Annotated in this window: 14 protein-coding genes; 6 read left to right on the forward strand and 8 right to left on the reverse strand. The window is 71.4% G+C overall.

Annotation, left to right across the window (positions count from 1 at the left end; translation table 11 throughout):
* Positions 1-4: 4 nt before the first annotated feature.
* The 8 genes from ACQZ2A_RS06140 to ACQZ2A_RS06175 all read right to left on the reverse strand — a co-directional run bounded on the left by ACQZ2A_RS06140 (position 5) and on the right by ACQZ2A_RS06175 (position 6,305).
* Complete coding sequence (locus tag ACQZ2A_RS06140; RefSeq protein WP_430208398.1) at positions 5-1,546, reverse strand: YHS domain-containing protein; 1,542 nt, start codon at positions 1,544-1,546, stop codon at positions 5-7.
* A 75-nt stretch (positions 1,547-1,621) separates the two neighbouring features.
* Positions 1,622-1,912 (reverse strand): MmoB/DmpM family protein, encoded by a 291-nt coding sequence (locus tag ACQZ2A_RS06145; RefSeq protein WP_430208399.1) that lies wholly within the window; start codon positions 1,910-1,912, stop codon positions 1,622-1,624.
* A gap of 19 nt (positions 1,913-1,931) precedes the next feature.
* Positions 1,932-2,936, reverse strand: coding sequence for a hypothetical protein (locus tag ACQZ2A_RS06150; RefSeq protein ID WP_430208401.1), 1,005 nt, complete (start codon positions 2,934-2,936; stop codon positions 1,932-1,934).
* A 60-nt stretch (positions 2,937-2,996) separates the two neighbouring features.
* Positions 2,997-3,437 (reverse strand): hypothetical protein, encoded by a 441-nt coding sequence (locus ACQZ2A_RS06155; RefSeq protein WP_430208404.1) that lies wholly within the window; start codon positions 3,435-3,437, stop codon positions 2,997-2,999.
* Positions 3,434-4,027, reverse strand: coding sequence for a GlcG/HbpS family heme-binding protein (locus tag ACQZ2A_RS06160; RefSeq protein ID WP_430208407.1), 594 nt, complete (start codon positions 4,025-4,027; stop codon positions 3,434-3,436). Before ACQZ2A_RS06160 ends, ACQZ2A_RS06155 begins: the two co-directional genes overlap by 4 nt.
* Positions 4,028-4,050: 23 nt before the next feature.
* Positions 4,051-4,965, reverse strand: a complete 915-nt coding sequence (locus ACQZ2A_RS06165; RefSeq protein ID WP_430208409.1) for a catechol 2,3-dioxygenase — start codon at positions 4,963-4,965, stop codon at positions 4,051-4,053.
* Positions 4,966-4,968: 3 nt separating this feature from the next.
* Positions 4,969-5,352, reverse strand: coding sequence for a 2Fe-2S iron-sulfur cluster-binding protein (locus tag ACQZ2A_RS06170; protein WP_430208412.1), 384 nt, complete (start codon positions 5,350-5,352; stop codon positions 4,969-4,971).
* A gap of 113 nt (positions 5,353-5,465) precedes the next feature.
* Positions 5,466-6,305 carry an alpha/beta fold hydrolase gene (locus ACQZ2A_RS06175; protein ID WP_430208415.1) on the reverse strand — a complete coding sequence of 280 codons (840 nt, stop codon included), beginning with the start codon at positions 6,303-6,305 and terminating at the stop codon, positions 5,466-5,468.
* 212 nt (positions 6,306-6,517) lie between these two features.
* On the opposite strand from ACQZ2A_RS06175, the gene ACQZ2A_RS06180 reads away from it, so the two are divergent.
* The 6 genes from ACQZ2A_RS06180 to ACQZ2A_RS06205 all read left to right on the forward strand — a co-directional run bounded on the left by ACQZ2A_RS06180 (position 6,518) and on the right by ACQZ2A_RS06205 (position 13,791).
* Complete coding sequence (locus tag ACQZ2A_RS06180; RefSeq protein ID WP_430208417.1) at positions 6,518-8,560, forward strand: glycoside hydrolase family 3 protein; 2,043 nt, start codon at positions 6,518-6,520, stop codon at positions 8,558-8,560.
* 99 nt (positions 8,561-8,659) lie between these two features.
* Complete coding sequence (locus ACQZ2A_RS06185) at positions 8,660-9,379, forward strand: zinc-ribbon domain-containing protein (protein WP_430208420.1); 720 nt, start codon at positions 8,660-8,662, stop codon at positions 9,377-9,379.
* 165 nt (positions 9,380-9,544) lie between these two features.
* A complete protein-coding gene (locus ACQZ2A_RS06190) occupies positions 9,545-10,285 on the forward strand; it encodes a septum formation family protein (protein ID WP_430208421.1) in 741 nt (246 codons plus the stop codon).
* A 384-nt stretch (positions 10,286-10,669) separates the two neighbouring features.
* Entirely contained in the window at positions 10,670-11,605 is a 936-nt protein-coding gene (locus ACQZ2A_RS06195; RefSeq protein WP_430208424.1) for a carbohydrate ABC transporter permease, read from the forward strand.
* Positions 11,605-12,438, forward strand: coding sequence for a carbohydrate ABC transporter permease (locus ACQZ2A_RS06200; protein ID WP_430208426.1), 834 nt, complete (start codon positions 11,605-11,607; stop codon positions 12,436-12,438). Before ACQZ2A_RS06195 ends, ACQZ2A_RS06200 begins: the two co-directional genes overlap by 1 nt.
* A gap of 57 nt (positions 12,439-12,495) precedes the next feature.
* On the forward strand, positions 12,496-13,791 hold the full coding sequence (locus tag ACQZ2A_RS06205) for an ABC transporter substrate-binding protein (protein ID WP_430208427.1): 1,296 nt from the start codon (positions 12,496-12,498) through the stop codon (positions 13,789-13,791).
* Positions 13,792-13,801: the final 10 nt, after the last annotated feature.

The following is a 13,801-nucleotide window of genomic DNA, read 5'->3' on the forward strand; positions in this document are numbered from 1 at the left end:
GCGCTCAGGCCTCCGATCCGATGTGCGAGTGGTCCGCGGCGTCGTGCCACTGGTCCCAGTGGACGGCGTCGACCGAGCCCTTGTACTCGCCGCCGTCGCCCTCCTGGATGCCGTACCAGGCGAGCACGTCGGGCACCGTCGGGCCGCCGCAGTTGCCCTGGTAGATCTGGTGCACGGGGAGCCAGGCCTGCACGTACTTCTCCGGCTCGCGCTCGAAGATCCACTGGCACCCGTCGGAGCAGGTCTGGAACTTCTCGCCCCGGTACTCCGAGTGCCGCTGGCAGATCGTCGTCGGGTCGTCCGGCTCGGTGAAGAGCATCGGGATCTGGCAGACCTGGCAGAGCTGCGGAAGACCACGGACGAAGTGCCGCCCACCGTTCTCGAGGTTGCGAGCCTCCCTGTCCCACAGCGGCTTGTACAGCTTGTCGAACGTGCCGGGGTAGTTGTCGGACAGCCACCCCTGGGCATCGGCGTCGGGGAAGGTCGTCGTGAAGGCCGCCGCGTGCGAGAACTGGTACAGCGTCCAGTACACCTGGTGCGACAGCACCTCCTTCTCGGCGATTGCGTCGTCGACGTGCTTCGGCGGGGTGATGCCGTAGAAGGCGAGGTCCTGGAACAGGCCACCCAGCATCTGCTCCTCGAAGTAGAGCTCGAAGGCCTCCTTCCAGCTCATCACCTTGCGCGGCAGCATGTAGTCGAGCATCTGGGCGACGAGCGCCGTGACGCGATACCCACGCCAGAACCACTTGTCGATCCAGGCCTGGACGATCGGCACGTTCGCCTCGTCCTGCTCGAGGAGGAACTTGATGGCCTCGAGGCCGAGGGTCATGTGCCGCGACTCGTCGGACTGCGCCGAGAAGCCGAAGGTCATCGTCGGCAGGTCGCCGTTGAACGAGGCGCCCGACATGAACGGCACGAAGAGGAGGTTGGTCAGCAGGTACTCGAAGGAGAACCCGATGGCGATGAGGAACTCGAACGGGCCGGCGGTCAGGGCGTCGTCGAAGAACGACTTCGGCACCGAGAGGTACCAGACCCGGTCGTGCTGCTCGAGGTAGTTGTGGAAGCCGCCGTAGTACTTGTTGTAGTTGGAGAGGGTGTGGATCTCGGTCTGCGTGTGGCGCATCTCGTCGATCGACTGGCACAGCGCGGCGAACCGGGGACCGGGGCCGTTGAGGTGGCGGGCGAGGTAGGCGAAGTTGCGGTGCGCCTGGTACTCCAGCGGCGTGACGCCCTGGAGGAACAGCTTCATCGCGTTGAGGTAGGACGCCTCGGTGAGGGTCAGGTGGCCCTGGCTCTGGGCGAACCCGTCGAGCACGGCGTAGAGCCGCTTGTCCTTCTCCGCCTGGTACTTCGTGTAGGCGTCGACCGTGAGGCGGAAGGGGTCCTCCCACTTGCTCCAGTCGTGGATCCTGATGCCCTCGAACTCGGTGTGCGGGAACACGTCGCTCTTCGCGACGTAGCTCGGCTCCCAGTCGAGGTCCCGGGTCAGCGCCTCGTAGCGCTGTTTCATCGTCAGCTTGCGCGGGGCCTTGGGGGCAATGGTCATGGTGCTTGTCCTGTCTATGAGGTCTGGGTCACGAGCGGGTCCCACGCTCCGCGTGGGCGGACTTCGTGGGGTGACTCAGTGGTCCCAGGCGATGACGATCTCGTCGTCATCCCATTCCTTGATGTGCCCGAAGTAGCTCACGATGGCGAGCTGGAACTCGTGCGTCTCCCACTCGCGACCGAGGCGCTCCTCGACCGACTCTCGGGTGATGACGAGGCGACCCGGTGCGGTGATCCGCACGATCCCGGGGATGTGCTGCACGGTGCAGCCGTCGTTCGTCGACTCGATGGCCTCGACGACCGAGCGGTTGGTCTCGCTCTCCTGGATGTCGACGCCGACGGGGCGGGTGGGGGCGGTGGTGTCCATGGGCTCCGGTCCTTCCCGGTCAGTCGCTCAGGGCCGCGACGGCGTCGCGGATCGTGGTCGCGGTGGCGTCGAGGGAGGCCACCGCACCGGCACCGACGAGCTCGTCGGCGCGCGCCGCAACCGGACCGAGCGCCACGAGGGCGGCGGCGAGAGCCTCGGCGGTGGTGTCGGCGAGCAGCTGCTTGTTGGCCGCACCCGTGCCGGGGTCGGCGACCCACGCCTTGTACAGGGCCTCGACCCACGTGCGCTGGTCCGTGAACCAGGCTGAGAGGTGCTGGGCCACCAGGCTGTACGACCCCGCGCCCTGGTCGATCGCGGCGTCGTCGAGGTGGGTGGAGAACAGCCCGTAGACGAGCCGGTCGGCGACGTCGAGGCGGACGAGCGCCTTTCCCCAGTCCTTCTCGAGGAAGAGCTCCTCCACGTACCGCCGCAGGCCCTGCAACGAGGCGTCCTCGACCCAGCGGGTCTTCGCGTCGGCGAGCAGCTCGGCCGTCCCACCGCCGAGGGCGATGCCAACGCGGCTCAGGGCCTGGGCGTTGCCGATCCGGTCGAAGGCGGCGTAGGCGGCGCACTGCGTGATCGTCGTGCCGAACCCGAAGCGGGCGATGTCGCACGACACCATCTGCGCGCCGGACTCGTAGTGCCGCAACGGCACGAGCAGCTCACCCATCACCGACGACCAGGCCTCCGGGAGGCGGGAGAGCAGGTCGCGCTTGTCGAGGTAGTCGAGCGTGGCGGCCACCGCGTCGGCCATCGCGGCCCGGGAGGTGACGTAGGGCGCGTAGTAGTACTGGCGCGGGTCCGTGAACGAGTACGGGTCGGTCAGCCGGAACGCGCTGTAGGCCTCGTCGTAGATGTCGTGCTCGGGATCCCAGAGTGGCCGGTAGTGGAAGTTCTCCTTGGCCTGGATGTCGATGGTGCCCTCCTCGTAGCGCGAGGCGGGACGGTCGCCGTAGCGGGCCACCAGGTGGGTGAAGGTCTTGCGCGGTGGCTCGATGACCTGGGTCAGCAGTTCGTACTGCACGGGTGCCTCCTCTGGGGCTGGCCGGCTCGCGTGTCCGGCCCGTCTGGGTGGGTCGCTGGGTCAGGGGACGCGGTGGTGGGTGACGCCGGACTCGACGAGCAGGCGCACGATCAGGTCAGGGAGCGCGTCCGGCCCCTCGAGCTCGTGCGGGAGCTCGCTCTCGAAGCCGTCGCCGACGAGCCGGCCGTAGGCCGACCCGTCCTCGAACGTCGTCGACACCCGCGCCGCGCGGTCCCGGTGGGTCACCGAGAACGCGAGCTCGTGCGGCAGCGGCTCGTCGACGAGCGAGAGCCGGTCGTCGGCCGCTCCGAGCACCGCGTTCGCCTCGCTGACGAGCTGCTCGGCGAGCGAGCGGATGGCGACCTGGCGGTCGGCCCCGGTGCCGGTGGCGATCCGCCGGCTGGTCCGGGTCTCGGGCATGGGCGCCAGCTCCTCGAGGTCGAGGAGCCGGTCCTCCGGGGCACCGACGATCTCGGCGACGCGCAGCATGAACGGGGTCACGGGAGGGCCTCTCTCGGCACGGGCTGGAGATGGGCGGGGACGGCGGTCGTGTGGGCGGCGACGAGCGAGGCCAGCGCGGTGGCGCCCGCGGTGGCGACGTCCGAGTCCTCGGCCGCGGACCCGCCCGACACCCCGACCGCCCCCACGAGCGCGCCGTCGACGCGCACGGGGACGCCGCCGGGGAAGGCCGCCACGCCGGCCCGGTGGGTGATGCCCTCGCGCACCGAGGGCTCGGCGGCGACGGCCACGTGGAGGTCGGCCGTCGACAGGCCACCGAAGGCGGTCACGGTGCGCGCCTTGTCCCGGGCGATGTCGCCCGAGGCCGCGAAGGCGCCGTCCATCCGGGCGAAGGCCAGCACCGCGCCGGACGCGTCGGCCACGGCGACGTTGACCGCCACCCCGAGCTCCTCGGCCCGGACCAGCGCGGCGTCCAGCGCCACCCGGGCCCCGGCGTAGGTCAGGGCCGGCACGGTGCGCACGAGCATGGGGTGCTCCTCGTCGGGGCGGGCGCCCGGGCGCTGCCGGGCAGGGGCCATCGCGGTGACGGCGACGCAGGGGTCGCCGCCGTCACCGGGGGCGGTGGGTGGCACCGGGGACGGGCCCCGGGCCGCCGTCAGGTGAGGACCGAGGTGAACGCGTCGTTCAGCTCGCGGGCGTGGTAGAACACGCCCTTCCCGAGCGCGTCGGGGGTCCACACGGACATCGGGCGGTCGCGGAAGGCGAGGTAGCCGCCCGCGAAGACCTCGTTGCGGTTGCCCGAGGGGTCGAAGAAGTACACGGTCTGGCCGCGGGTGATGCCGTGGCGCGTCGGGCCGATGTCGATCGGCACGTCGTCCATCGAGAAGAGGTCGGCGGCCCGGCCCACCTCGACCCAGTCGCCGAGGCGAAAGGCGAAGTGGTGCAGCTTGGCGTTCGGCCCGGCGAGGACCGCGAGCTGGTGGATCTGGTTGCCGCTCGTCATCCACGTCGCGATGACGTCGGCGTCGTCGTCCAGGCTCGTCTGCACGCGCTCGGTCGGGTAGAAGTCGAAGACGTCGGTGAGGAAGCGGTCCATCAGGCCCGGGTCCTCGGCGGTGATGAGCGCGTGGTCGAGCGCTGGGACGCCGACGCCGACGAGGTGGCGCGGGAAGGCATCCGGGTTGTGCGCCCCGACCTCGGTACCGATGCAGGTGGCCTCGTGGTAGACCTCGAAGACGTGGTCGCTCGGGGTGGTGAACCGGATGCCGTCGCCGATCTCCGGGTTCTCGCCCTTGCTCATCCGCTCGACGGTGACGCCGAAGGCGGTGGCGCGCTTCTCGATCGCGTCGATGTCGGTGGAGTACTCGACCTTCCAGCCGAACTTCACGAGGCCGACGCCGCCCTCCTCGAGGACGACCGAGTGGTGGTCCCACTCGTCCCAGGCCTTGTAGTAGGTCTTGTTGCCCTCGGAGTGGGTCTCGTAGAGGCCCATCGTGTTGGCGTAGTGGTCCTTGGCCTCGGCCATGTCCGTGACGCGGACGTGGGCGTAGCCCATCCTCATGACTGCCATGCGTTACTCCTTGGTGGTGGCGGCGCCGACCGGGGCGGCGGCGAGCTCGGCGGCGCGCAGGCGCGCCTTCTCGTTGATCTGGCGCAGGAAGGGGTTGACGAGGCGCACGTCCTCGCCGCGCAGCTCGATGGTCACGTCCGTCGTCGGCACGGCGCGGCAGCTGAGGCAGGTGCCGTCGGTGCGCTCGTCCTCGGAGAGGACGGTGTCGGCGATCGGGTGGTCGTAGGAGAACTCACCGGCGAGGCAGTCGACCTTGCAGATCGCGCAGCCGCCGCGCCGGCAGCCCACCGTGTACGAGTAGCCCGCCCGGTAGAGACCGCTGAGCACGGTCTCACCGGCGTCGAGGTGGATGACCTCGCCCGTCGGGTGGATCGTCACGATCGGCACCGGCGCTCCCTTGCGGTCAGTGGGTGACGCGGCACCGTGCCGCTCCATGACGAGGGTCGCCGGGCCCGTGCGGAGCGGCCACCCACGTTCCTCATCACGGAACATCCGGCCGGTCACGACGAGAGGAAGTCGAGGACGAGGCGGTTGAAGGCGTCGGCGTGCTCGATCTGCGTCCAGTGGCCGCACCGGCCGAAGACGTGCAGGCGGGCGTCGGGCAGCATCCCGAGCAGTGCGATGGAGGACTCGACGGGGATGACCCGGTCGTCGTACCCGTGCACGACGAGCGTGGGGTGGCCGATGGTGGCGACCGCCGCGACCGGCTGGGTGATGGCGTCGAGCGCCCGCTGCCGGGGAGCGGGGAACATCGACGAGTACGCCTCCTGCACACCGGTGGCGATGCTCGCCTCGTACCGGAGCCGGGCGAGGTCCGGGCCGAGCGCGGCGCGGTCGAACGCGAACAGCTCGAGGAGGGCCTGCATGTTCTCCACCGACGGCTCGTAGCCCCACACGGCGTCCAGCCCGGGCGTGATGCGCTGCGGGGCGACGGTGGCCCCCATGAGCACGAGCCGGCGCAGCCGCTCCGGGTGGTGCACGGCGAGGGAGGCGGCCAGCCCGCCGCCGAAGGAGTTGCCGACGACGTCGGCCCGCTCTATGCCGAGGGCGTCCAGGACGCCGACGAGGTGGGCGGTCCAGGCGGGCATCGAGTACTCGAACCCCTCCGGTCGCTCGGTCGAGCCGAAGCCGACGACGTCGGGTGCGACGACGCAGAACCGCTCGGCGAGCGCGGGCATCGTCAGGCGCCAGTTGGCGTGGGCGGTGACGCCGGGGCCCGAGCCGTGGACGAGCACGACGACCGGCTGCGTCGCCGGGTCGCCGAGCACGTGGACGGTCGTGGCGATGCCCGCGGCGGTCACCGTGCGGGCGGTCGTGGGGGTCTCGAGGGTGGTCGTCATGCGCGCAGGGTAGGGACGTGGCGCCCGGGCCCGGGCGCCGTGTTCCGGCGTCGGGAACCCGGCCGGAGCCGATGCCGAACGCTGACCGAGTGCTGGTGTTCGCCTGACCTCCCCGCGGCCCGCGGTGCCTAGCGTGATGGGAGCCGCGGACGCCGGCGCCCGCGGCGCGACCGGGCTCCCCCCGGCCGGTTCCCGGACCCGAAGGGACCCGCATGCGTTCCACCGTCGCGACGCCGCCGCTCCGCAGGCTCACCGTCCTCGTCACCGCCGCCGTCCTCGGGGGCGGCACCGTCGCCGCCGCCTCGGCGACCGCGGCCCCGGCCGTCACCCGTACCGGCCACGGGCCGAGCACCTCCCTCCCCTACAAGAACCCGCACCTCCCGACCGAGCGCCGGGTCGCGGACCTGCTCGCGCGGATGACGCTCGCCGAGAAGGTCGGGCAGATGACCCAGGCCGAGCGCGGGGGCATCGACGCCGACCCCTCCCAGATCACGACCCTCGGCCTCGGCAGCGTCCTCTCCGGCGGGGGCTCGGTCCCGAGCCCGAACACGCCGACCGCGTGGGCCGACATGGTCGACCGCTACCAGCGGGCCGCCCTCGGCAGCCGGCTGGGCATCCCGCTCGTCTACGGCGTCGACTCCGTGCACGGCCACGGCAACCTCGACGGCGCCACCGTCTTCCCGCACAACATCGGCCTCGGCGCCACCCGCGACCCGGCCCTCGTCGAGCGCGTCGCCCACATCACGGCCGAGGAGACCCGGGCCACCGGTCCACAGTGGGCCTTCGCGCCGTGCGTCTGCGTCGCGCGCGACGACCGCTGGGGCCGTACCTACGAGAGCTTCGGCGAGACACCGGAGCTCGTGACGACGATGGAGACCGCCATCCGCGGGCTCCAGGGCCGGCGCGGCCAGCTGGACGACCCCGACCGGGTGCTCGCCACCGCGAAGCACTTCGCCGGCGACGGCCTCACCACGTACGGCACCGGCTCGAACAGCCAGCAGACCGGGAACTACCCCGTCGACCAGGGCGTGGACCAGGTGTCCCGGCGGACCTTCGACCGGCTCGCCCTCGACCCCTACCGCCCGGCGATCCACCGGTGGGACGTCGGGTCGGTGATGCCCAGCTACTCGGACGTCGACTGGACCGAGGACGGCCTCGGCAACCCCGTGAACATGCACGGCAACCGCGAGCTGCTCAGCGGCTGGCTCAAGGAGAAGCAGGGCTTCGACGGATTCGTCATCTCCGACTACGAGGGCATCCACCACATCGACCCGGGCTCGACGTACGCGCACCAGGTCGAGACGGGCGTCAACGCGGGCGTCGACATGTTCATGGAGCCCTACGACTTCCGCGACTTCACGACCACGCTGACCGCTGCCGTGCAGGCCGGCCGGGTGCCGATGGCCCGCGTCGACGACGCCGTGTCCCGCATCCTCACGAAGAAGTTCGAGCTGGGGCTCTTCGAGCACCCGTACACCGACCGTCGCAACCTCGACGACGTCGGGTCGGCGGCGCACCGGAAGGTCGCGCGCGAGGCCGTGCAGAAGTCGCAGGTGCTGCTGAAGAACGACCGGAAGGCGTTGCCGCTCAGCGACCGTCGGCCGGTGTACGTGGCCGGCAGCAACGCGGACAACATCGGCAACCAGGCCGGCGGATGGACGCTGACCTGGCAGGGCGGGTCGACCACCGACATCCCCGGCCAGACGATCCTCGACGGCATCCGCGGTGAGTCCCGCAGGGTCACGTTCAGCGAGGACGCCTCGGCACCCGTGCCGCGTGGTGCGGTCGGTGTCGTCGTCGTCGGCGAGACCCCGTACTCCGAGGGCTTCGGCGACGTCGGCGGCCCGAGCTGGTCCTCGGACCCGGGCGATGCCGGGCAGCCCCGCCCGGCCAAGACGATGGAGCTCTCCGCCGCGGACTCCCGGGCCGTCGACACCGTCTGCGCGAAGGCCTCGACGTGCGTCGTGCTCGTCGTGTCCGGGCGGCCGGTCGTCATCCCGCCGGCGCAGCTGCGGCACATCGACGCGCTCGTCGCGTCGTGGCTGCCGGGCAGCGAGGGCCGGGGCGTGTCGGACGTCCTCTTCGGCGACGCTCCCTTCACCGGGAAGCTGCCCTTGACCTGGCCGCGCTCGGTGGCCCAGGAGCCGATCAACGTCGGTGACCGCGGGTACGACCCCGCCTTCGCGTACGGCTGGGGCCTGCGGACCCGCGGCGGCCACCACGGCCACGACGACCACGGCGGTCGCGGGCACTGACACCCCTCGACGGCCCCGGCCCCCGAACAGGCGATTTGGGGGCCGGGGCCGGTCCGTGGCTATCGTGGCGGGGATCGACACCCACGGACGGAGAGACCCGTGACCTGCCCCGAGTGCGGCGCCGCGGTGGACGCCGAGGCCCGTTTCTGTCCCCGCTGCGGCACCGCCCTGCTCGCCGGCCCCGACGAGGAGCCGCTGTCCCCCGCCGGCGACGACGACCCCCAGCCCTGGGTCGAGGACACCTCCGACCTCGACGAGCTGCTGCCGTTCGGTGCCTACCCCGACGTCGACCGCCCCGGCGGCCGCTACGCCGCCGGGCCCGCGGACGACGAGCGCGAGCCGCGCGTGGCCACCGACCCCGACTCCCGCCGCGGCTGCATCGGGATGGTGGCGCTGGCGGTGGTCGGCCTGCTGATGCTCGTCGGCCTGCTCTGGTACTTCGGCTCCGACGAGCCCGACGCCCCCGCCGCCGCGCCGACCGCCTCGAGCACCGTCGCCTCCACGCCCGGCGGCTCACCGAGCGAGGAGGCCTCGCCGTCGGCCACCGGCCCCTCGCCCACGCAGCGCGCCTCGACGGCGAAGAAGTGCGCCGAGGCCGAGGGAGCGACCGCGTGGAGCGGCAACGAGGTCACGACGTGCGACTTCGCGATCGAGACCGCGCGGGCGCTGGTCGCCGCGGGTGGGACGCTCCCGGCCACGGTCACCGCGAACTCCCCGGTGACGAAGCAGGACTACCGCATGGAGTGCTCGAACACGACGCCGGTCGTCTGCCGTGGCGGCAACGACGCCCTCGTGTACGTCGACCTCCCGCAGGACTGACTCCGTCCGGCCCGTCCTCGCTCGCCGGCACGCAGCACCTCCCACGGTTCCCGGACGGCCCTGCGTGGCGCGGGAGCTTCCCGGCTGCGTCGGTGCGTCGTCCGAAGCGGCCGGATCGGAGCGTTTCGGCGGCCACCGGCCCGCACGAGCCCTAGCCTCGCCGTCGTGAGCGAGCCACCGACGACCCCACCGTCCGACCCGATGCCCTCGTGGTCGGCGGCGCCTGCGGCCCCTCCCGTGGAGCAGTGGCGGGGTCCCTCGACGCCGGACGGACGGCACCAGCCCGGCACCAACGGCTTCGCCATCGCCTCGCTCGTCCTCGGGATGATCGGTGGCGTCCTGCTGAGCGTCGTCTTCGGGTGCGTGGCCCTCGGGCAGGTCCGCCGGAGCGGCCAGGCGGGACGCGGGCTCGCGATCGCGGGGCTCGTCCTGTCCGGCCTCTGGGTGGTGGGGATCCTCGCCTTCGTCGTCTTCGCCGTCGCCGGCAGCGCCTCGCGTGCCGACGACGGGGCCGGGGGCGGTGCCGGAACCGTCTCGGCCACCGACCTGCGGATCGGCGACTGCGTCGGCGAGCTCAGCGAGACCGACGACCTCGGGCAGGTGCCGGCCGTACCGTGCGACGCCCCCCACCACGGTGAGGTCTTCGCGAGGTTCGACCTCGCCGACGGCGACTACCCGGCCGAGGACGAGCTCGACCGGCTGGCGGGGGACGGGTGCTTCGACCGGCTGGCCGACTTCGCACCGGCCGCCGCGGACGACCCGACCGTGGACGTCTTCTACTCCTTCCCACAGGCCCGCGGGTGGCGCCTGGGGGACCACGAGGTCATGTGCTTCGCCGTGTCGACGGAGGGACGGCTCCCCGCGGGGTCGATCGTCGACCGGACCCCGGCACCCGTCGACGCCTGAGGTCCTGCACGTCCACCCCGGAAGGCGCCCCTCACCACCGAGCGCAACGGCCACAACGTGCGTGGACGACCACGAGGTGGGCTGAACCGACGGCGGCCGACCGCAGCAGCAACGTGTCACCTCCCGCAACGTAGCCCGTGGGGCCGAGCGCCTTCTGGCCGCAGCGGGGTGGTCGTCGCGACGGTGTTGCCGCCCCCTGTCCACCGGACGCTCCGCGTCACGCCGGTCGCGTCGCCCGCACGGATCTCGATCGGCGCGCACCGGCTCGACACGAGGCGCCTTGACATCCCGACCCGTCACGCGGCAGACTCGGCGACGACAAACTGTAAACGTTTACTGTTTACAGCAGAACGTTTACACCGGCACGGTCGTCGAAGGAGACTGATGGCGCAGGCCACGCTCGACCCTCCGCGTCAGCGGCGGGCGAAGCCCCCGCGAGCCTCCGGCGAGCGGCTCTCCGGACGCCAGCTGTGGTTCCTCCTGCTGCCGAGCCTCGTGCCGGTCGTGCTCTTCAGCGTCTACCCCCTCGTCAACGGCATCTGGCTGGGCTTCACCGACGCCAAAGCCGGCTTCGACGTCCAGTTCCGCTTCAACGGCCTCGACAACTACTCGCGCCTCCTGCAGGACGACCTCTTCTGGAGCTCTTTCCGCATCGGCTTGGTGTGGGCCTTCTCGGTCACGGCCATCCAGTTCGTCCTGGCCCTCGGCCTCGCCCTGCTGCTCAACGCCCAGCTGCGCTTCCAGTGGCTCGTGCGGCCGCTGGCCCTGGTCCCCTGGGCGATGCCGTCGGTCATCGTGGCGATCCTCTGGAAGCTGATCTACCACCCGGACGCAGGGGTCCTCAACGGGGTGCTGAACGGCCTCGGCATCATCGACACGAACATCAACTGGCTGGGCAGCTTCGAGCTCGCCCTGCCGGCGGTCATCGTCGTGGGCGTATGGGCCGGGATGCCGCAGACCACGATCGCCCTCCTCGCCGGCCTCCAGAGCGTCTCCCCCGACCTGCACGAAGCGGCCGCCCTCGACGGCGCGGGCGGCTGGCAGCGCTTCCGCGCGGTCACCTGGCCGGCCATCCGCCCGGTCGTCGTCGCCATCACCTCGCTGGACTTCGTGTGGAACTTCAACTCCTTCGGACTGGTCTACGTCCTCACCGAGGGCGGACCCGGCGGGCGAACCCAGCTGCCGATGCTCTTCGCCTACCAGCGGGCCTTCGGCAACGGTGAGTTCGGGTACGCCTCGGCCCTGGGCAACGCGATGGTCGTCGTCGTCATGGCGATCATGGGCGTCTACCTCTGGCGCCAGCTGCGGGAGGCCACCTGATGCGTACCTCTGCCCCCGTCCGCGCGGCGCAGTACGTGGCGCTGGCCGCCTACGCCGTCTTCCTCGGGTTCCCCCTGCTCTGGCTCGTGCTCACCTCGCTGAAGTCCGCCCCCGAGCTCACCCGACTCACGCCGACCTTCCTGCCCGAGCAACCGACCTTCGAGAACTTCCGGGTCGCCGTCGAGCAGACGACCCTTCTCACCGCGCTGCGCAACTCGCTCGTCGTCGCCATCGCCACGGCGCTCGTGACGACCATCGTCGCCCTCCCGGCCGCGTACGCCCTCGCCCGCTACCGCAGCGTGGTCCGCAACATCGGCATCGGGTGGATCCTGCTCAGCCAGGTCTTCCCGTTCATCCTCATCGTCATCCCGGTCTTCATCGTCCTGCGCAACCTCGGGCTGCTCAACACCCTTGTCGGGCTCGTGCTCGTCTACGTCGTCTGGTCGCTGCCCTTCACGCTGTGGATGCTCCAGGGCTACGTGGCCGCCATCCCCCGCGACCTCGAGGAGGCCGCGGCCACCGACGGCGCCGGCCGGGTCACCGTGCTCACCCGGATCGTCTTCCCGCTCCTACTGCCCGGCCTCGTCGCCACCTCGATGTTCGCCTTCATCTCGGCGTGGAACGAGTTCTTCTTCGCCCTCGTGGTCATCCAGGACCCCGACCTCCAGACCGCCCCGCTGCTCCTCGCCCGCTACGTGGGCGCGGAGGGGTCGGTCAACCTCGGGCCGCTCGCGGCCACTGCCCTGCTCACCACCCTCCCGAGCCTTCTCGTGTTCGCCGTCGTCCAGCGGAAGCTGGTCTCCGGCATGCTCTCCGGCTCGGTCAAGGGCTGACCCCTCCGCACCGTCGACCCGCTCCCGCCCAGCCCTCGCCCAGAACAGGATCCGCTCGTGAACCACCGCCGCTTCACCGCCGTCGCCGTCACCACGACCGCCGCCGCCCTCGCCCTCACCGGCTGCATCAGCGGCTCCGGGTCGCCCGACTCGGACGCGGGCGCGTCCTCGGGTGGCAAGGTCACCATCACCTTCGCCAGCTACGCCTTCCAGGACGAGACGGTCAAGGCCACCCAGCAGATCGTCGACACCTGGAACAAGGACCACCCCGAGATCCAGGTCGACTACCAGAAGGTCGACCCGAACTCGGTACACGACAAGCTCGTCACCCAGTTCGCGGGCAACCAGGCGCCCGACGTCATCCACGACGAGTCCGCCGACATCGCGGGCTTCAGCCGGCAGGGCTACCTCGCCGACCTCGGCCCGCTGCTGCCCGCCGAGCTGAAGTCCGACGTGCCCGACTCGGTGTGGAAGTCGGTGACCGTCGACGGCAAGGTCGCCGGTGTGCCGACCATCGCGCAGGTCTACAACGTGTTCGCCAACACCGCGGCGCTCAAGGCGGCCGGCATCACCGCCCCGACCCCCGACGCCCCCTGGACGTGGGACGACCTCGCCGCGAACGCGAAGAAACTGAGTTCCGGCGGCAACTTCGGCTTCGCCTGGGGCCTGAAGTCCCCCACGGCCGGCCTGATGTCGAGCGGCCTCGCGTTCGACGGGAAGTACTTCTCCGGCGACGAGGCGAAGCCGTCGATCACCGTCGGCGACAACGAGATGCAGGTGCCCAAGCGGGTCCGCGCGATGATCGACGACGGGTCGATGGCCCCCACGTCCACCTCGCAGGCCGGGTCCGACGTGCTGCCCGGCTTCTTCGCCGGCAAGTACGCGATGATCATGGCCGGCAACTACGTCGAGGCGCAGGTCGAGGAGAAGGCGCCGAAGGGCTTCGACTGGACGATGCTGCCGGTGCTCGAGGGCACGAGCCAGGCGCAGGCGTCGAACCCGCAGACCCTCTCGGTCGCGCGGCAGAGCCAGCACCCGAAAGAGGCGATGCAGTTCATCGCCTGGTACGCGAAGGCCGAGAACCTGGCCGCGGTCGCGAAGGGTGACGCCCTCATCCCGATGACCACCTCGTCGGCCAAGATCGCCGCCACCGAGCTGACCGACCACGGCTGGCCGAACGTCCTCGCCGCGGGCCCGGCCCTCGTCGACGCCCCGTGGCAGAAGGCCGACAAGTTCCCGCAGTGGAAGACCGAGACCGCGACCCCGGCCTTCCAGGAGTACCTCGCGGGCAAGATCGACGACGCCACCCTCGCCAAGCGGCTCACCGACGGCTGGACCACGGCCCAGGGCTGACCCCGGGGGC

It is taken from the genome of Phycicoccus avicenniae (assembly GCF_050496545.1).
GTDB classification, from domain to species: Bacteria; Actinomycetota; Actinomycetes; order Actinomycetales; family Dermatophilaceae; genus Phycicoccus; species Phycicoccus avicenniae_A.

Bases quoted from the DNA above. Each gene is read 5' to 3' on its own strand.
- ACQZ2A_RS06140 (WP_430208398.1), bottom strand. From the start codon at position 1,546: ATGACCATTGCCCCCAAGGCCCCGCGCAAGCTGACGATGAAACAGCGC.
- ACQZ2A_RS06145 (WP_430208399.1), bottom strand. From the start codon at position 1,912: ATGGACACCACCGCCCCCACCCGCCCCGTCGGCGTCGACATCCAGGAG.
- ACQZ2A_RS06165 (WP_430208409.1), bottom strand. From the start codon at position 4,965: ATGGCAGTCATGAGGATGGGCTACGCCCACGTCCGCGTCACGGACATG.
- ACQZ2A_RS06175 (WP_430208415.1), bottom strand. From the start codon at position 6,305: ATGACGACCACCCTCGAGACCCCCACGACCGCCCGCACGGTGACCGCC.
- ACQZ2A_RS06180 (WP_430208417.1), top strand. From the start codon at position 6,518: ATGCGTTCCACCGTCGCGACGCCGCCGCTCCGCAGGCTCACCGTCCTC.
- ACQZ2A_RS06195 (WP_430208424.1), top strand. From the start codon at position 10,670: ATGGCGCAGGCCACGCTCGACCCTCCGCGTCAGCGGCGGGCGAAGCCC.
- ACQZ2A_RS06200 (WP_430208426.1), top strand. From the start codon at position 11,605: ATGCGTACCTCTGCCCCCGTCCGCGCGGCGCAGTACGTGGCGCTGGCC.